This window comes from Amycolatopsis sp. NPDC047767, assembly GCF_040704195.1.
Taxonomy (GTDB): Bacteria; Actinomycetota; Actinomycetes; order Mycobacteriales; family Pseudonocardiaceae; genus Amycolatopsis.
This window is the reverse complement of the sequence record NZ_JBEYSJ010000035.1, coordinates 75369-93949: the sequence shown is the minus strand read 5'-3', so window position 1 is coordinate 93949 and position 18581 is coordinate 75369. Positions and strand designations below refer to the sequence as shown.

10 protein-coding genes and 1 tRNA gene are annotated in these 18581 nt (G+C 71.6%); 7 read left to right on the top strand and 4 right to left on the bottom strand.

Features of this window, described 5'->3' with window-relative positions:
• Positions 1-56 precede the first annotated feature (56 nt).
• The 3 genes from AB0878_RS40375 to AB0878_RS40365 form a co-directional block, all read right to left on the bottom strand.
• Positions 57-130, bottom strand: a tRNA-Arg gene (locus AB0878_RS40375).
• 1695 nt (positions 131-1825) lie between these two features.
• Positions 1826-2287, bottom strand: a complete 462-nt coding sequence (locus tag AB0878_RS40370) for a peptidase inhibitor family I36 protein (RefSeq protein WP_366586694.1) — start codon at positions 2285-2287, stop codon at positions 1826-1828.
• 240 nt (positions 2288-2527) lie between these two features.
• Positions 2528-3595, bottom strand: a complete 1068-nt coding sequence (locus AB0878_RS40365; RefSeq protein ID WP_366586681.1) for a LacI family DNA-binding transcriptional regulator — start codon at positions 3593-3595, stop codon at positions 2528-2530.
• A gap of 83 nt (positions 3596-3678) precedes the next feature.
• Between AB0878_RS40365 and AB0878_RS40360 the strand changes: the two genes are divergently transcribed.
• Complete coding sequence (locus AB0878_RS40360) at positions 3679-4860, top strand: MFS transporter (protein ID WP_366586679.1); 1182 nt, start codon at positions 3679-3681, stop codon at positions 4858-4860.
• Here AB0878_RS40360 and AB0878_RS40355 read toward each other — a convergent pair.
• Positions 4834-5472, bottom strand: coding sequence for a histidine phosphatase family protein (locus tag AB0878_RS40355; protein WP_366586677.1), 639 nt, complete (start codon positions 5470-5472; stop codon positions 4834-4836). The genes AB0878_RS40360 and AB0878_RS40355 overlap by 27 nt on opposite strands.
• Before the next feature lie 63 nt (positions 5473-5535).
• Between AB0878_RS40355 and AB0878_RS40350 the strand changes: the two genes are divergently transcribed.
• From AB0878_RS40350 to AB0878_RS40325, 6 genes are all read left to right on the top strand, one after another.
• Positions 5536-7554: a cytochrome c oxidase assembly protein gene (locus AB0878_RS40350; protein WP_366586674.1), complete on the top strand. Its 2019-nt coding sequence runs from the start codon at positions 5536-5538 to the stop codon at positions 7552-7554.
• A gap of 100 nt (positions 7555-7654) precedes the next feature.
• Complete coding sequence (ettA, locus tag AB0878_RS40345) at positions 7655-9331, top strand: energy-dependent translational throttle protein EttA (protein ID WP_366586672.1); 1677 nt, start codon at positions 7655-7657, stop codon at positions 9329-9331.
• 14 nt (positions 9332-9345) lie between these two features.
• Positions 9346-11928, top strand: a complete 2583-nt coding sequence (locus tag AB0878_RS40340; protein ID WP_366586669.1) for a hypothetical protein — start codon at positions 9346-9348, stop codon at positions 11926-11928.
• Between the two features lie 493 nt (positions 11929-12421).
• Positions 12422-17407 carry an NAD-glutamate dehydrogenase gene (locus AB0878_RS40335; RefSeq protein ID WP_366586667.1) on the top strand — a complete coding sequence of 1662 codons (4986 nt, stop codon included), beginning with the start codon at positions 12422-12424 and terminating at the stop codon, positions 17405-17407.
• The gene (locus AB0878_RS40330; protein WP_366586665.1) at positions 17404-17826 is read left to right on the top strand and encodes a thioesterase family protein; all 423 of its coding nucleotides are present in this window, start codon (positions 17404-17406) and stop codon (positions 17824-17826) included. The genes AB0878_RS40335 and AB0878_RS40330 overlap by 4 nt, the downstream gene beginning before the upstream one ends.
• A complete protein-coding gene (locus AB0878_RS40325) occupies positions 17819-18463 on the top strand; it encodes a hypothetical protein (protein ID WP_366586663.1) in 645 nt (214 codons plus the stop codon). The genes AB0878_RS40330 and AB0878_RS40325 overlap by 8 nt, the downstream gene beginning before the upstream one ends.
• The last annotated feature ends 118 nt before the right edge of the window (positions 18464-18581 follow it).

The window sequence follows — 18581 nt, the reverse complement described above, 5'->3', positions numbered from 1 at the left end:
AGATATGGGCGTCGGCATGCAAAAACCCCTGGTCACTGACGTGACCAGGGGTTTTGTGCCCCCGGCAGGACTCGAACCTGCGACCTAGAGATTAGAAGGCTCTTGCTCTATCCAGCTGAGCTACGAGGGCCCGGGTCGACGACGGTTGCCGATCTCCAGCACCGGCAGCTTAGTCGTCGCCATCCTCTCGATCGTTCGACACCGTCGAATCGTTTCAGGTCTCGTTCGCCGGATTCGCCGGATGCCACGCCCCTGCCCGGTCCCCGCGCGGGTGATCTTGGTCGTCGCCACGGGGACACGCCGGCGGCGCGTTCACCAGGGGTTCATCGGGCGCTCCGGGCTCGCTCGCGGCCGTTGCCCGCCCACGACATCCCGCCCGAATGGGTGGGATCGCCACGACTCCTCGGCGCGGGCCTCGGCCGGGCGGGGAGAGGGGTGGTTTCGGCAGGTCGGTGGGCGGGGGTCGGGGTGCACGGGGAGCTCCTCGTGGGGTTGGGGCCGGGACTTCGGCCAGACGTGATGAATGGTGGTTGATCGGTGCGCCGGGCTGGCGCGCTGCGACGGTCGTGGCGGGTCGAAACCGATCAGGGCGATCGACTGCGGCCGCTGCGGAGGGTGCCGGCTGCGGTGCTATTTCGGGACGGGGCGGAGCGCAGGGAACGAGACGGGCGGAGGTCGGAGCATCGGTGGCTGGGTTTCGGTCGGGACAGTGGCGCTGGGCTGGGCGGTTTTACGGCCGGTGCGAATCTGGCCCGGCGGTGGGCGGGGAGAGCGGTGGGGACCGGGGTAAGGCCCCGTGGGCGCGCTGGACACGGGGAAGGTGGCGCGCCCACGGGGGTGGGGCCGCTCGGGGGACGGCCCCGGGGGCCGGCGATCGGTGTGGCGGCGCGGTGGGGGCCGCGGGATGACCGATCAGCCGGTCCCGGTCGGGTGGTCGAGGTGGTGGCAGGTCAGCGGCACGGTGGTGTGCGTGCTGCTGGGCTTGGTGGCCGGGGTCGGCGGCTCCGGCGAGGGCAAGGCAGGGCGCCGCAGGGTGAGATCGCTGGTTGGAAGTGCCCTGCGGCGGCTGGCTGGGTGAGCTGTCTGGGGCGGGTTCGCTGGTCGCGAAGCCTCGGAGGAGATCGAGGCTGGTGGGCGTGCGGGCGCCGCGGGGTTGGGTTGTTGGTTGGGCGAGCCCTGTGGTGGCTGGTTGGGTGAGTTGTCTGGGGTGGGTTCGCTGGTTGCGAAGTCCCGGAGGAGATCAAGGTCGGTGGGCGTGCGGGCTTAGCGGGGTGGGGTCGCTGGTTCGGAGTGCCGTGTGGTGGCTGGTTGGGTGAGTTGTCTGGGGTGGGTTCGCTGGTTGCGAAGTCCCGGAGGAGATCAAGGTCGGTGGGCGCATGGGTGCGCCGGGGTGGGGTTGTTGGTTGGGCGAGCCCTGTGGTGGCTGGTTGGGTGAGCTGGCCGGGGTGGGCTCGCTGGTTGCGAAGCCGCAGGGAGTGCCTGTCCGGTGGGGCACGGGTGCGGTGGGGTGAGGTTGTTGGTTGGGTGTGCCCCGCGTTGGGCGAGTCGGGTGGGCTGGCCCGAGGTGGGTTCGCTGGTTGCGAAGGCCCGGAGGCGAGCAAGTCCGGTGAAGTCGTCCCCCGGGGAGATCTCGTTGGTGAGGGCGCTGCGGAGTGGGCAAGTCGGGTGGCTGTGTCACGGGTGAGGCGACCGGCGGTGAGCGAGCAGGGAGCGTTCGGCGTGGGGGCGACCGGATGAGGGCGCACCCGGGTGGCAAGCGTGGGGCGGTGGGGCACCCCGGGGTGGCAAGCGGGGGTGCTTGGCGCCCCGGGGTGCGGTGGGGGCGTCAGTTCCAGATTTTGATGGCGCGGACCACGAAGGGGGATTGCGGAACGTAAGTGCCGCCACCCGGATAGGTGGTGAAGTCTCCCTCGGTCGTGCATTCTTCGCTTTGGTAGATGGTGACGTCGCGGGTCAGGCGGTTGACGAAGGAATGCCCCTCGAATCCCTCGGGCAGGGGAATGCAGTCTTCGGGATTGGCGGTGCGGAGGTCGTAGTGCTGAGTGGTGCCGGAGTAGCTTTCGGTGGTCCAGAGGCACAGTTCGCCGACGGTGCAGGACGGGTCCGGAGTGGCGGAGGCGTGGGCAGAAGGCGCAGTGAAAGCTGCCTGCGACGAAGGAACAGCAGAAGCCGCAGAAGGTGCAGCAGGAGTCGCGGAAGGCGCAGCAGAAGCCACCCCCGTCCCGGCCAGCAAGCCTGCCGTTGCCAGCAGGAGTACGCGGGGCAGGCGCGGCGGCAGGCCGGGCAGGCGGGACGGCGTGGTGGGCCGGCCGGAGTGGCCGGGGAACGTGGGCAGCTTCGGCAGCAGGCGTCGGAACATCGTGGGAACTCCCCCCTCGGTGGCGGCCGGAGGGGCCGCCGTGGAATGTGTGAGTTCCACGATGGCGGGTGGGGGTGGGTTTGTCTGCCCGCATTCCTACGTCTGTGGACAAGTAGTATTCCGTCGCTCGAACGGCGCGAGTTGTCCACAGATCGGTGAACGGTATTGCTAAACCGCGGCCGTGCTGTTTCGGCGGATCAACGACACCGGGAGCTCCACCGGCGGAGGCGGATTGTCGCCGGCCAGCAGGTGCAGGATCAGCTCGCCCGCGGTGCGGCCCTTGCCGGCGAGATCCTGGCGGACGGTGGTGAGCGGCGGCTCCGCCCAGGCGGCCTGCGGGGTGTCGTCGAAGCCGACCACGGAGACGTCGTCCGGCACGCGCAGGCCCAGCTGCCGGGCGGCGGCGACGGCAGCCAGCGCGAGCTGGTCGGACATGCACAGCAGCGCCGTCGGGCGGGGCGTGCCGGTGAGGAGCTCCGCGGCGCTCGCCCGGGCGGTGTCCGCCGACAGCCACGGCGCCTCGGCCACGGCGACGTCGGTCACGCCGGCCGCGGACAGCGTCGACAGGTAGCCCGCCAGGCGCTCGCGGGTGCCGTGGAACGAGCTCGCCCGCGCGGACTCCAGGCCGGAGGGGCCGTCGGGCGACAGCCGGGGCGCGGACAGGATCGCGAACCGCCGGTGCCCCAGCTCCAGCAGGTGCCGCGTCGCCAGGGCGGCCCCGCCGCGGTCGTCGCAGCCGACGCGGGCCGTGTCGGCCAGCAGGGGCTGGTCGATGACCACGAGCGGCAAACCGCGGTCGTGCACGGCCTCCAGCGCGGGGCTGCCGTCGGCCAGTGAGTAGGCCACGGCGATGTCGGCCTGCGCCGCCAGCACGCGCTCGGCCGCCGGCCCGCCGTGCGCTTCGCCGCCGGGCAACAGCAGCAGCGCGTGACCGGTCGGCTCCACGGCCTTCGCGAGCGCATCGAGCGTGATCGACAAGGCCGGGTCCGAGAACGCCGCCGACAGCGACGCGTCGAGCAGGAACGCGATCGCGCCCGTCCGGCTCGTGGCGAGGCTGCGCGCGGTCGGGTTCGGGCCGGGGTAGCCCAGCTCCTTGGCCGCGCGCAGCACCTGCTCCCGCAGCTGCGCGGACAGCTGGTCAGGCCGGTTGTAGGCGTTCGAGACGGTCGCGCGGGACACCCCGACCGCCTCGGCGACGTCGTCCAGCGTCGGACGCCGGCGCCGGGTGCTCGTCATCGGCGGAGCATAGCGCGGCCTTGCCTTGCTGAAGCGCTTAAGTCATTCTGGGCCAAGGACTCCCGGCAGAGAGGCGGCGGAGGATGCGCGATCGGACGGCGGTGTTCGCGGTCTTCGCGCTCAACGGGGCGGCCCTCGGTTCGTGGGCCCCGCGCACGCCCGCCATCGCCGCGCACGTGCACGCCGTGCCCGGCGTCTTCGGGCTTGCGCTGCTCGGTGCGAGCGTCGGGATGCTGTGTGCCGCACCGGTTTCCGGCCGGATCACCGAACGCGTGGGTGCCCGCGCGGCCGTCGCGGGCAGCACCGTGGTGGCCGCAGTCGCGCTCGCCCTCGTCGGGTTCGCGCCGAACGTGCCGTTGCTCGCCGGTGCCCTGTTCGTGCTCGGCGCGGGCGTGGGGTCCCTCGACGTCGCCATGAACATCGCGGGCGTCGCCGTCGAGCGTCGCACCGGCCGCGCCGTGATGCCGACGCTGCACGCCGGGTTCAGCTTCGGTGCGCTCGGCGGCTCCCTGCTCGCGGGCCTGGCCGCGGGCCACGGCTGGTCGCCCGCGCGGCACCTCTCCGTGGCCGCCGTCACCGCCCTCGTCGTGCTCGTCGTCGTGGTCAAAGCGGTGCCGGGGGACCGGCCGCCGAAGGAGACCACGCCGCCGCAACGCGGGAAAGCGCCGATCCGCCGGCCCGCCCTGTGGCTGCTGGCGGCCGTCGCCTTGTGCTCGGCGATCGCCGAGGGCGCGAGCTCCGACTGGTCGGCCCTGCTCATGGTCACCGTCCACGGCGTCGGCCAAGGTGCCGCGGCGCTGGCCTACTCCGGGTTCTCGCTCGCCATGGCGCTGGCCCGGCTCGGCGGCGCGTGGAGCCAGGAACGCTTCGGCGCAACGCGTTCGCTCGCCGTCGGCGCGGGCGTCGCGGCGATCGGCCTCGTCTGCACCGCCGTGTTCACCCCGGCCGCCTTCGCGTACGCCGGCTTCGCGCTGGCCGGCGCCGGACTCGCCGCGGCGTTCCCACTGGCGCTGAGCCTGGCCGGCAGCGCCGGCAAACGCGCCGACGGGGGAGGCGGCGAACGCGAGCTGGCGTTCGTCAGCACCATCGCCTACTCCGGCTTCCTCGCCGGTCCGCCGATGATCGGCGGCATCGCGCAGGCGACGTCCTACTCCGTGTCGTTCGTGGTCGTCGGCCTCATCGCGGCGCTGATCGTGCCGGCTGCCCTCGTCGCGGCCCGCGCGCGGCGGCGCGAGGACCTAGCCCTGGGTCTCCCCGTCCGGTGACTCGCGCCACTGCCCGAACGGCCGGTCGAGCGACCACTTGTCCCCGTCGTGCTCCAGCACTCGGTACTCGCACGTGCGCAGGTTCGACAGCGACTCGAACAGGTCCACGCTCCAGCCGAACAGCCGGCGGCACAGCAACCGCAGCGTGAGGCCGTGGGAGACGACCAGCACGCTGCGGGGGTGAGTTCCGCCACTGTGCAGCAGTTCGGCGAGGAAACCGGCCACGCGGTCGTCCACGTCGGCACCCGACTCGCCGAAGGGCAGCCGGTAGAAGAAGTGGCCGAACTCGTGCCGCCGCTGCCGCTGCACCTCCTGGTCCTGAGGGTCCTGGAGGTTGCCCCAGTCCTGCTCGCGCAGCCTCGGTTCCTGCACCACGCGGTCGCAGTCGCTCTCGATGTTCAGCAGCCGCAGCGTCTCGCGTGTACGCAGGTAGGGGCTCACGTACACCGCAGGGCGCTCGCCGCGTAGCAGTTCCTTGATCTCCGGCCCCGTCGCGGCGGCCTCCGCCCGGCCCTTTTCCGTCAGCGGGATCGCGTGGTCCGGGATCCGGGTGTACGCGAGTTGGTCGACGCTCCCGAGGGACTCGGCGTGACGCAGCAGGATGATCCGCACGAAACCATCATGCCTGGCCGCACCCCCGTGCCGCGGAAAACGAGACCGGCCTAATCTCGAACGGTGAGCACCGACGCAGTGACGAAACCCGAACCGGCAGCGCGACGCAGGACCAGTGTGCTGCCGCTGCTCTCGGTGGGCGTGGTGCTCGCCGCCGTCGTCGCGGTCGGGCTCGTGGCGCTCACCGGCGGCGCCGGCTACCTGATCACCGGTCTGCCCGACCCGGGGCTGGTCACGCGCTACGGCATCACGGTCGTCCGGGTGCTCGCCGAAGCCGCGTCCGTGGTCTGTGTCGGCGCGCTGCTGCTGGCCGCGTTCCTGGTGCCGCCGCAGAAGTCCGGCACGCTCGGGCCCGAGGGCTACGCCGCCGTGCGCGCGGCCGGCATCGCCGCCTGGGTGTGGTTCGCCTCGTCGCTGCTGTCGGTGGCCTTCACCGCGGCCGACGGCGCCGGCAAGCCGTTCCTGGAAGTCCTTTCACCCCAAACGCTCCTGGACCTCGTCGACGCGATCGAGCAGCCCAAGGCGTGGCTGTGGACGGCGCTCATCGCGGTGCTGCTCGCGCTCGGCTGCCGGCTCGTGCTCACGTGGGGCTGGACGGCGGTGCTGTTCTTCGTGGCGGTCGCGGGCCTGGTGCCCGTCGCCGTCACCGGGCACTCGGCGAGCGGCGGCTCGCACGACATGGCCACCAACAGCCTGCTGTTCCACCTGATCGCGGCCGCCCTGTGGGTCGGCGGCCTCGTGGCGCTGCTCGCGCTCGGCTGGCGCCGGGGCGCGCACCTGTCGCTGGCCGCCCGGCGGTTCTCCAAGCTGGCCCTGGTCTGCTGGGTCGTGATGGCGATCTCCGGCGTGATCAACGCGCTGGTGCGCATCAACCTCGGCGACCTGTTCACCACCGACTACGGCCTGCTCGTGGTCGCCAAGGTCGTCGCGTTGCTGCTGCTCGGCGTCTTCGGGCACCAGCAGCGCCAGCGCGGCGTGCGCGACCTCGTCGACGGCAAGGGCGGCGGCCAGCTGCTGCGGCTGGCGGCCGTCGAGGTGCTGATCATGTTCGTGACGCTCGGAATCGCGTCCGGCCTCGCCCGCACGCCACCTCCGGCCGACGCGGTCACGCAGCCCTCCACCACCGAACTGCTGATCGGCTACAACCTCGACGGCGCGCCCACCTTCTGGCGCCTGCTCACCGACTGGCGCTTCGACCTGATCTACGGCACGGCCGCGATCGTGCTGGCCGGGCTCTACCTCGCCGGCGTGCGGCGGCTGCGCAAGCGCGGCGACTCGTGGCCCACGGGCCGGATCGTCGCGTGGCTCGCCGGCTGCCTGGTGCTCCTGATCGCCACGTCGTCGGGCATCGGCCGCTACTCGCCGGCGATGTTCAGCGTGCACATGGGCACGCACATGCTGCTGTCGATGGTCGTGCCCGTGCTGCTGGTGCTGGGCGGGCCCGTGACGCTCGCGCTGCGCGCCCTGCCGACCGCCGGTGCCGGCGCGCCTCCGGGGCCGCGGGAGTGGCTCCTGGCGGCCGTGCACTCGCCCGTGTCGCGGTTCCTGACGCACCCGATCGTCGCGCTGCTGTTGTTCGTGGGTTCGTTCTACGCGCTGTACTTCTCCGGCCTGTTCGACGCCGCGCTGAACTACCACTGGGCGCACCTGGCGATGAACGCCCACTTCCTGCTCGCCGGCTACGTCTTCTACTGGCCGGTGATCGGCGTCGACCCGGCGCCGCGCAAGATCCCGCCGGTCGGGCGGCTCGGGATGATGTTCGCCGCCATGCCGTTCCACGCGTTCTTCGGCGTGATCCTGATGAACATGCAGGCCGTGATCGGCCAGGAGTTCTACACGTCACTGCGCCTGCCGTGGGTCGGCGACCTGCTCACCGACCAGCGCCTCGGCGGCGGCATCGCGTGGGCCGCGGGCGAGGTGCCCGTGCTGCTGGTGCTGATCGCGCTGCTGGTGCAGTGGGCGCGCGCCGACGAGCGCGAAGCCAAGCGCAAGGACCGCCGCGAGGAGACCACCGGCGGCGAAGAGCTGGCCGCCTACAACGCGATGCTCAAGAACCTGGCCGACGGCAAACGGGCGGAATGACCACGCGGATGATGTCGTCCGCGTGATGTGGGCATGACCCTCGGTAGCGCGGTGGTGACCGCCGTCAGGGCGCGGATCGGGCCACTCTACGATCGATGGCATGGCCGAGTTCATCTACACCATGAAGAAGGTGCGCAAGACCGTCGGGGACAAGGTCATCCTCGACGACGTCAGCACCGCGTTCTACCCCGGCGCCAAGATCGGCGTGGTGGGGCCGAACGGTGCCGGTAAGTCCACCGTTCTCAAGATCATGGCGGGGATCGAGCAGGCCAGCAACGGCGAGGCGTTCCTGCAGCCGGGTGCCACCGTCGGCATCCTCATGCAGGAGCCGGAGCTGGACGAGACGAAGACCGTCCGCCAGAACGTCGAAGAGGGCCTCGGCGAGACCAAGCAGAAGCTCGACCGCTACAACGAGATCGCCGAGCTCATGGCGACCGACTACAGCGACGAGCTCATGGAGGAGATGGGCCAGCTCCAGGAGGACCTCGACCACGCCGACGCGTGGGAGCTCGACTCCACGGTCGAGCAGGCCATGGACGCCCTGCGCTGCCCGCCGCCGGACGAGCCCGTGACCCACCTCTCCGGTGGTGAGCGCCGTCGTGTCGCGCTGTGCAAGCTGTTGCTGTCCGCCCCCGACCTGCTGCTGCTCGACGAGCCCACCAACCACCTGGACGCCGAAAGCGTGCTGTGGCTGGAGCAGTTCCTCTCGAAGTACGCCGGCGCCGTGCTGGCCGTGACCCACGACCGGTACTTCCTGGACAACGTGGCCGAGTGGATCATGGAGCTCGACCGCGGCCGCGTCGTCGGCTACGAGGGCAACTACTCCACCTACCTGGAGAAGAAGCGCGAGCGCCTCGAGGTCCAGGGCAAGAAGGACGCGAAGCTCGCCAAGCGCCTCAAGACCGAGCTCGAATGGGTGCGGTCCAACGCCAAGGCCCGCCAGACGAAGTCCCGCTCGCGCCTCGACCGCTACGAGGAGATGGCGGCGGAGGCCGACAAGCACCGCAAGCTCGACTTCGAGGAGATCCAGATCCCGCCGGGCCCGCGCCTGGGCAGTGTCGTGGTCGAGGTCGAGAAGCTGCGCAAGGGCTTCGACGACCGCGTGCTCATCGACGGCCTGTCGTTCGACCTGCCGCGCAACGGCATCGTCGGCGTGATCGGCCCCAACGGCGTCGGCAAGACCACGCTGTTCAAGACGATCGTGGGGCTCGAGGAGCCGGACGCCGGCACGGTCAAGATCGGCGAGACGGTCAAGCTGTCCTATGTGGACCAGAACCGCGCCGGCATCGACCCGAAGAAGACGGTGTGGGAGGTCGTGTCGGACAAGCTCGACTACATCCACGTCGGGCAGACCGAAATGCCTTCGCGCGCGTACGTGAGCGCGTTCGGCTTCAAGGGTCCGGACCAGCAGAAGCCCGCGGGTGTGCTCTCCGGTGGTGAGCGCAACCGGCTGAACCTGGCGATGACGCTCAAGCAGGGCGGAAACCTGATCCTGCTGGACGAGCCGACCAACGACCTGGACGTGGAAACGCTGGGGTCGCTGGAGAACGCGCTGGAGCAGTTCCCGGGTTGCGCCGTGGTCATCTCCCACGACCGGTGGTTCCTCGACCGGGTCGCCACGCACATCCTGGCCTGGGAAGGCACGGACGAAGACCCCGCGAAGTGGTTCTGGTTCGAGGGCAACTTCGAGGGCTACGAGAAGAACAAGATCGAGCGCCTCGGCGCCGAAGCGGCGCGGCCGCACCGGGTCACCCATCGCAAGCTGAAGCGCGACTGACGCCGGGGGCGGGAGTGGAAGCCAGCAGGCACAACCGGTCGAGCTCGCCCGCACCCGCGGGCGGGCGGCTCGCTGCTGCCGGCGGGGCGACCCTCTCCGACCTCGGGCGGCTGATCGAGCGGGCGGACGCGCTGCACCTGCGCGCGCCCGAGCTCGCCTTGGTGCTCGGCGAGCGCGCGGCCGCGCTCGCCGAGGCCGCGGGCGCGGACGAGCAGTGGATCCGCGCCGAGAGCCTCGTGGTCGCGGCGCGCGTGCGCCTCGGCGGTCGCACGTCGACCGTCGGGCGCGCCGTCGCCGCCCTGCGGGCCGCGGAGCACGCCGGGTACACCGACACGGCCGCGCGGCTGCGGATCGACCTGGCCCTGTGCGCGCGCAGCCTCGGCACACCGTTGACCGGGCTCGCGGCGCTGCGGCCCGTGCTGTCGGAGCCGGCGGTTTCGGCCGTGCACCGCGCCGAAGCGCTGTGCCACCTGGTGGGCTGCCTCGCGCAGTTCGGCCGCAAGCCGGAGCTCGACCGCGTGCTCGTCGAGGCCGACAAGCTGGTGGTCGCCGACGAGTCGCTCGACGCCGACACCCGCCTGCTCGTGCGGGCGTTGCTGCGCAACGGAGCCGCGGCCCACCGGCGCCGCCACGGTGACCTCACCGCGGCCGCCGACGCCGCCCGCACCGGCCTCGGGTTCCTCGAGAAGCTCGACAACCCGGCCGATGACGGCGGGCTCGTGCGCGTGCGGCTCGTGCTGCAGCTCGTGAGCACGCTGCTCGACCGCGGCGACACCGACATGGCGTACGACATAGCCGAACCCATGCTGAACGAGCCCGTGCGCGCGGCGGGTGTCGCGCCCACGGCGTGGCTGCGGCTGGCCGTCGCGACGCGGATCCACCTGCCCGCCGGTGCCGGCGACGCCGCGTCCGAGCTGGTGCGCGAAGCCGTGGCGAGCACGGACCGCCACGGGCTGTCCGCGATCACCGCGCGGCTGTGGCTGGAGCTGGGGCAGATCGAGGAACGGTTCGGCAGCGCCGAGGAAGCCATCGCGTGCCTGCACCGCTCGCGCGCGGCGGAACACGTCCACTCGCGTGCTCGCCGCCAGGCGTGCGGGCTGCTCGCGGGCGAGTTCGGCGCCGGCACGGTGGCGCCGCTGGACCTCGACGACGTGATCGCGCGGTCGGCGCCGCAGGGTGGCCGTCCGGTGCCGATGGCCGTGGAGCCCCCGGTGCGCGACGTCGAGACGACGGCGCTGATCCGGGCGATCCCCGCCGAGCCGGCTGCTCCGGAACCGGTCGCCGCGAAGCCAGCCGCCGCGAAGCCGGTCGCCGCGAAGCCGGCCGTGGCGAAGGCTCAGCGTCCGGAAGCCCAGCCGCAGAAGGAAACCCGGTCGCGGACGGAAACCCCGGCGCGTGCGGAAGCACCGCCGCGGCCGGCCGCTCCGGCGGAGACGACGTACGTGCGCGCGGCCGGTTCGGTGCCGGAGAAGCCGGTTCGCAAGCCGGAGAAATCCGGGTCGAAGACGCCGACGTGGTCGTTCGGGCGAGCGGCCGCGGAGTCGGAGGCCGAGCGGACGTCGGTGATCCCGGTGATCCGCGACGAGCCGGAGCCCGTGGCGCCTGTCGAACCGAGCGACCAGGTCGCCCGCTTCACGCTGTCGGCGCCGCGCGCCGAGGCTCCGGACCGCCCGCGCGTCGCCGAGCCGCCCGCAGCGCCGGCCAAGCGGCCCGTGAACGGGTCGCACCCGGCTTCCCGCCAGGCTCCCGCGGAGACGGGCCGCCGGGCGGCACCCGAGCCGCCGGCGGCGTTGCCGGGCTGGGTGAAGCCGTTCAAGAAGCCCGGAGCCGTGCGGGCTCCGAAGCCGGAGCCCGTCGCCGAGGTCGTCCGCGAAGAGCCGGCCCCGCCGATCCCGGCCGTGGCCGAGGACCTGCCGCGCCTGGCGCTGCCGGACCTTTCGGACATCCTGCCCGAGCTGCCGATGGCCCCCGCACCCGCGGACGAACCCGCCGCGCCGCTGTGGGAGAGCGACGAGTGGGCCCGCGAGGAACGTGCCCGCCGCGACGAGATCTCGCGCGGCCGCAAGACCCGGCACGACGCGGAACACGGTTCTGTCGCCGCGCGCTCCGTGCTGGACCGCCTCGGGATCTCCGCGGGCGGCGGTGGCGGTCGCCGGCGAGCGGACGAGGCCGGTGCGCGCGAGGAAACCGCGCGCACGGAGGAGCCCGAGGCCGTCTCCGACGTGACGGACCCGCCGTGGAAGCGCGAGACGCCGGACCTGGCACCGGCGCCGCGGGACGAAGAGGTGTCCGAGGAAGCCGTGGACCCGTGGCTGCCGCGGCTGCGGATGCCGCCGGCGCTGGATCCGCTCGAGGACTTCGACTCGTGGACGCCGACGTCGCAGCCCTTCCCGGAGAGCTACGCGCGGGCGATCGCCGAGGACGAGCCGCCGCCGGACGCCGGGCTGGCCGAGCTGCTGGCCCGCGCGCTGGCCGAGCACCAGGCGGGAACGGCGAGCGCCGCCGCGCTGGTGAAGCGGCTGGGCTCCGAAGACGACAAGAAGCGCCGTCCGGTCAACGGGCACGCTTCGGGAGAGCGCAAGCGCAACGGCGACTGAGGCCGTCGCCGAAGCCCCAGCGCGGACAACGCCCTCTTCGACGTACCCGGAAACCGGTGAGCTCCAGCGGGTTTGCCGACGCCGGCTTCGGGGCACCTCCACCTTGGACCGCCCCCGTGCGGTCGCCCGTCCGGGCGGTTTCGGTGTGGGAATCCTCGCAGTGCCGGAAGGCAACCTTTTCCGGTTTGGCCGCGGGCTTCCGTGCGGCCGCGCGCGGACTGAACCGATCACGAACCCGGTCCGGCACCACCGGACACCCCGGGTGACCGCGGGGCGTGCCCGGGGCCAAGGGATTCCCCCCGGAACGGGTATCACCCGACTCCCGGGTAGCTGAACCGATCAACGCCGAAAGTCCTCGTCCTGTAAGGCAAACGTAAGTCTGGACAACTCCTGGTCTTTGTCACGGGTCCGGCGGGGTCGGATTAGTGTGGGGGAGTCCGCCACGTTGTGGTGACGGACGCGTCTCGATCTCGAAACTGGAGAGTTGCCTCACATGAGCTCGACGGGAGTCTCGTCCCCGCCCGGAACAGATGTCGGTGCCGAGGTCGGCGCGTTGCGTCGCTCGGCCAGCCCGGAGCAGCTCCGGGACGAGCTGATCGACGCCGCGGCGGCGTTGGCGCCCGAGATCGGTGACCTGATCCGCCTGTACTACCGCCACATCCCGGCCGAGGAGATCGTCGGCGACGACCCCGTGGCGCTCGTCGGTGCGGTGCGCTCGCACCTGCAGCTGGCCAAGCAGCGCATGCCGGGACGCCCGGCGGTCCGGCTGCTCAACCCCACTGCGGCGCAGGACGGCTGGACCCGTGAGGCCACCGTCGTGCAGGTGGTCACCGACGACATGCCCTACCTCGTCGACAGCGTGGCGGCCGAGTTCGCGCGCGACGGCGTGCAGGTGCACCGCATCGTCCACCCGATCGTCGTGGTCAGCCGCGACGTCACGGGCGAGCTCGCGGGCCTGCACCCCGACGCCGACCCGGCGAACCCGCCGGCGATGTCGGCGGCCGAGTCGTGGATGTACCTGGAGATCGACCTCGTCACGGACCCGAACCGCGCCCGCGAGCTGGACAACCGGCTGGCCTCGGTGCTGGGTGACGTCCGCGAGGTCGTCGAGGACGCCGACAAGATGGCGCAGACGGCGTGCTCCGTGGCGGAGTCGCTGGAGCAGCACCCGCCGAAGCTGCCCGACCCCTCGCAGGTGGAAGAGGGCGCCCGCCTGCTGCGCTGGCTTGCGGACGGCCACTTCACCTTCCTCGGCTACCGCCGCTACGAGCTGGTCGAGAACCCGCACCCCGACTCCGACGAGCCGGCCCTGCGCGCGGTCCTCGCGTCCGGCCTCGGTGTGCTGCGCCAGGACAGCCTCGCTGCTCGCAGCCTCACCGCGGGCCCGGACGACTACGCCAGCGCGCTGTCCCCGACGCTGCTGGTGCTCACGCAGGCCAGCGCCCCCTCGACCGTGCACCGCCCGGTGTACCCGTACTACGTCGGCGTGAAGACGTTCGACGACGAGGGCACCGTGACCGGCGAGCACCGGTTCCTCGGCATGTTCACCACCACGGCGCTGCACGAGAACGTGCTCGACATCCCCGTGGTGTGCAAGCGCGTGCGCGAGGTCATCCACCGCGCCGGCTTCCCGATGGAGTCGTTCTCCGGCCAGCGCATGCTGGAGGTGCTGCAGAACTGGCCGCGCGCCGACCTGTTCTCCGCCGACACGGATTCGCTCTACGCCACCACCACCGGCGCCATCACGCTGTCGGACCGCCGCCGGCTGCGGCTGTTCCTGCGCCGCGATCCGTACGGCCGCTTCTACTCCTGCCTGGTCTACCTGCCGCGCGACCGCTACACGACGCGTTCGCGGCTGGCGATGCAGAAGGTGCTGCTGGAGGAGCTGGAAGGCACGCAGCTCGAATACAGCGCGCGCATCGGCGAGACCGTGCTCGCGCAGGTGCACTTCATCGTGCACACCGACCCTGCGCACCGGATCGAGCCCGACACGCTGCGGATCCAGGAACGCCTCAACACCGTCGTGCGCAGCTGGGACGACCGCATGGTCGAGGCGATCCTCGCCGAGCGGCGCGAGCGCGCGGGCGACGGCCAGCCGATCGGCGTGATGGGCGAGGAGTCCGCCGTCGACCAGGGCCAGCGCTTCGCCGCGGTGTTCCCCGAGGGCTACAAGGAGGACTTCACCGCCGACGAGGCGCTCGCCGACCTGCGCAAGCTCGACACGCTGGCCGACGAGGGCGACCTGGCGCTGTCGTTCTACCTGCCCGCCGACGCCGAGCCGGGCGAGCGCCGCTTCAAGCTCTACCTGCGCGGCGAAGGCGTGACGCTGTCGAAGGTCCTGCCGCTGCTGCAGGCGATGGGCGTCGAGGTCGTCGACGAGCGGCCGTACGAGCTGTTTCGCGAAGACGGCGGCGCCAGCTGGATCTACGACTTCGGCCTGCGCATCTCGGCGAAGTACCTCGACGAGAGCAGCACCGTCGCCCTCGACGCGCTGCGCGATCGGTTCCAGGACGCGTTCCACGCGGCGTGGCGCGGCGACGCGGAGGTCGACGGCTTCAACGGCCTCGTGCTGCGCGCCGGCCTCACCTGGCGCCAGGCGGCGGTGCTGCGCGCGTACTCGCGTTACCTGCAGCAGGCCCGCAGCCCGTTTTCCCAGGAATACATCCAGAACACGGTGCTCAAGCACACCGAAGTGGCCACGCGGCTGCTGAACCTGTTCGAGACGCGCTGCGACCCGCAACTGTCCGATGTGGACCGCAAGACGCGCGAGGACTCGCTCGTCGGCGAGATCACCGCGATGATCGACGAGGTCACGAGCCTCGACGAGGACCGCATCCTGCGCCGCCTCATGGCCGTGATCAACGCGACGCTGCGCACGAACTACCACGTGACCGGCGCGGACGGCGCCACGCGGCCGTACCTCGCGATCAAGCTCGACCCGAGCGGCGTGCCGGAGCTGCCGGAGCCGCTGCCGAAGTTCGAGATCTTCGTGTACTCGCCGCGCGTGGAAGGGGTGCACCTGCGCTTCGGCGAGGTCGCGCGCGGCGGCCTGCGCTGGTCCGACCGGCGCGAGGACTTCCGCACGGAGGTGCTCGGCCTGGTCAAGGCGCAGGCGGTGAAGAACGCCGTGATCGTGCCCGTGGGCGCGAAGGGCGGCTTCGTCGTGAAGCGCCCGCCGGCTCCCACCGGGGACGCGAGCCTCGACCGCGACGCGCAGCTCACCGAGGGCATCGCGTGCTACCGCATGTTCATCTCGGGCCTGCTCGACCTGACGGACAACCGCGTCGAGGGCAAGACCGTGCCCGCGCCGGGCGTGGTGCGCCACGACGCCGACGACAGCTACCTCGTCGTCGCGGCCGACAAGGGCACCGCGAAGTTCTCCGACATCGCCAACGAGGTCTCGGGCCAGTACGGCTTCTGGCTCGGCGACGCCTTCGCCTCCGGCGGCTCGGTCGGCTACGACCACAAGGCCATGGGCATCACCGCCAAGGGCGCGTGGGAGAGCGTGAAACGCCACTTCCGCGAGCTGGGCAAGGACACCCAGACCGAGGACTTCACCACCGTCGGCATCGGCGACATGATGGGCGACGTCTTCGGGAACGGCATGCTGCTGAGCGAGCACATCCGCCTGGTGGCCGCGTTCAACCACATGCACGTGTTCCTCGACCCGAACCCGGACGCCGCGTCGTCGTTCGCCGAGCGGCGCCGGCTGTTCGACCTGCCGCGCAGCTCGTGGGACGACTACGACCGCTCGCTCATCAGCGAGGGCGGCGGCATCTACCCGCGTTCGGCCAAGACGGTCCCGATCAGCCCGCAGGTGCGCGAGGCGCTGGGCATCGACGAGGGCATCACGCACCTGCCGCCGATGGAGCTCATCCAGGCGATCCTGCTGGCGCCGGTCGAGCTGCTGTGGAACGGCGGCATCGGCACGTACGTCAAGGCGGAGACCGAGACCCACGGCGACGCGGGCGACAAGGCCAACGACGCGATCCGCGTCAACGGCAACCAGCTGCGCGTGAAGGTCGTGGGCGAAGGCGGCAACCTCGGCCTGACCCAGCTCGGCCGGATCGAGTTCGCCCGCTCCGGTGGCAAGATCAACACCGACGCGCTCGACAACTCGGCCGGGGTGGACTGCTCCGACCACGAGGTCAACATCAAGATCCTGCTCGACCACCTCGTGGCGACCGGGGACCTCGAGCACACGCGGCGCAATTCGCTGCTGGAGGAGATGACCGACGAGGTCTCCGACCTGGTGCTGACCGACAACTACCGGCAGAACGCGGTGCTCGGCGTGAGCCGGGCGCACGCCGGTCCGATGGTGTCGGTGCACGCGCGGCAGGTGTCGTCGCTCGTCGCGAAGGGCGCGTTCGACCGCAAGCTGGAAGCCCTGCCGACGTCCTCGGAGTTCCGCGCGCTGGAGAAGGCGGGCGAAGGCCTGTCGTCGCCGGAGCTCGCGACACTGCTGGCCCACGTGAAGCTCGACCTCAAGGACGAGCTGCTGGCCAGTGAGCTGGTCGACTCGGAGGTGTTCACGCGCCGGCTGCCCGAGTACTTCCCGAAGCCGCTGCGGGAGCAGTTCTCCGACGCGATCACGCAGCACCCGCTGCGCCGTCAGATCATCACCACGCTCGTGACCAACGAGCTGGTGGACGGCGGCGGCATCTCGTTCGTCTTCCGCCTCATGGAGGAGATGAACGCGACGGCCACCGACGCGGTGCGCGCGTACGCCGTGGTCACCCACGTCTACGACCTGCCGAAGCTGTGGGCCGAGATCGACGCGCTCGACAACGTGGTGCCCACCGCGGTCGCCGACGCGATGGTGCTGGAGACGCGCCGGCTGCTCGACCGCGCCGCCCGCTGGTTCCTCACCAACCGCCCGCAGCCGCTCGCGCCGCTGGCCGAGATCAACCGCTTCGGCCCCGTGGTCGGGGAGCTCGGCCCGAAGCTGGGCGACCTGCTGCGCGGCCGCGAGCTGGAGTCCGTGGAGGAGCACGCCGGCAGGCTCGTGGCCGACGGCGTGCCCGCCGACCTCGCCCGCCGCGTGGCGCTGCTGCTGCACAGCTACGGCCTGCTCGACGTGGTCGAGGTCGCCGAGCTGGCCGAGCAGCAGGTGGGGCTCGACGCGCTGCACAGCCCGGCCGACACCGCCGAGCTGTACTACGCGCTCTCGGACCACCTGGACATCGACAAGATGCTCACCGAGATCAGCAAGCTCGAACGCGGCAACCGCTGGCACGCCCTCGCGCGGCTCTCGCTGCGCGACGACGTCTACGGCTCGCTGCGCGCCATCACGCTCGACGCGCTGCGCCACAGCGACCTGGACGTGGCAACCGACGCGAAGATCTCGCAGTGGGAGAAGACCAACGCGTCGCGGCTGTCGCGCGCTCGCGTGGCGCTCGACGAGATCACCCGCTCCGGGCGCCTCGACCTCGCGACGCTGTCGGTGGCGGCGCGCCAGATCAGGAGCACGGTGCGGTGACCTACGTTTCGCACGTCCGGCCGCGCTGGTCGGACATGGACGTCTACGGGCACGTCAACCATGCCAACATGGTGACGCTCCTGGAGGAGGCGCGGATCCCGGTGCTGTTCGGCGACGCGGTGAAAGCCGGCCTCACCGAGCTGCCCAAGGGCGTGGTCGTGGTGAAGCTCGGCGTGCACTACCGCGCGCCGATCGTCGTCACGCCCGAGACGTCGGTGCGGGTGGAGATCACGCTCACCGAGGTCAAGTCGGCCACCATCACGCTGGCCTACGTCGTGCACACCGGGCCCGAGGAGTCGGATCCGGTGGCGGTGACCGCGGAGACCGTGCTGGCGCCGTACGACACCGTCAAGCTGCGGCCGCGGCGCCTTTCCCCCGAGGAGACCGAGTTCCTCAAGAAGGTGTTCGCCGATGCCTGAGCTGCGCATCCCCGACGCGGGCGACCGCGACACGCTCGGCGCGTTCGTCGCCCGCGCAGTGCGGCTCGACGGCAACACCGCCGTGCGGCTGCGCAACCGCGCTTCCGGCGACGGCGGCGTTGTCGAAGCGTGGACGGCCACGCCGTTCGAGGTCCTCGCCACCCGCGCGGTGGCGGGGACCGTGACCCCGGCCGACATCACCGTGTCGGGCAACGAGCTGCTGGCGGCCCTCACGGTCGCCGGCGGCGAGGTCATGGACCCCGGACCCGCGCGCGACCTGCTCTGGCACGCGGAGCTGCCCGCGCCGGGCCGCTGGCAGCTCGTGGACGACCTGCCGGTCGGCGTGGTGTCCGACCTGGCCGACCGCGGCGTCACGCTGGCCCGCGACAACGTCGGCCCGCACGGCACGCCGCCGGCGTCGCTGATGGACCAGGCCGTGCTCACGGTCACCGGCGGCGAGCTCGAGGTGAAGGTGCAGCTGCGCTGTTTGTTCGCCTTGTCCGGTATGGGGCTGTTCGACTCGTCGATCGACGGCGACGTCGTCCGCGTGACGGCCACGGACTCGTGGCTACGGCTGGATGCCCGATATGGGGCGGTGCTGAAGCGCAGGCATGCGTTGTTGCCCCTTCTGTTCTGAACGGATCTTCGCCATTCCCGGGACGAGCCTCGCCATTCCGCGGGGCTCGTTCCGGTCACATTGTCTGTTCGCTTTGTCTGGAATAAGCGCGCGGAAGGCACGCGCCATTGCCCGTTCG

Coding starts and splice junctions, on each gene's coding strand:
- AB0878_RS40365 (WP_366586681.1), bottom strand. CDS start 3,595: ATGACGAGCACCCGGCGCCGGCGTCCGACGCTGGACGACGTCGCCGAG.
- AB0878_RS40360 (WP_366586679.1), top strand. CDS start 3,679: ATGCGCGATCGGACGGCGGTGTTCGCGGTCTTCGCGCTCAACGGGGCG.
- ettA (WP_366586672.1), top strand. CDS start 7,655: ATGGCCGAGTTCATCTACACCATGAAGAAGGTGCGCAAGACCGTCGGG.
- AB0878_RS40335 (WP_366586667.1), top strand. CDS start 12,422: ATGAGCTCGACGGGAGTCTCGTCCCCGCCCGGAACAGATGTCGGTGCC.
- AB0878_RS40325 (WP_366586663.1), top strand. CDS start 17,819: ATGCCTGAGCTGCGCATCCCCGACGCGGGCGACCGCGACACGCTCGGC.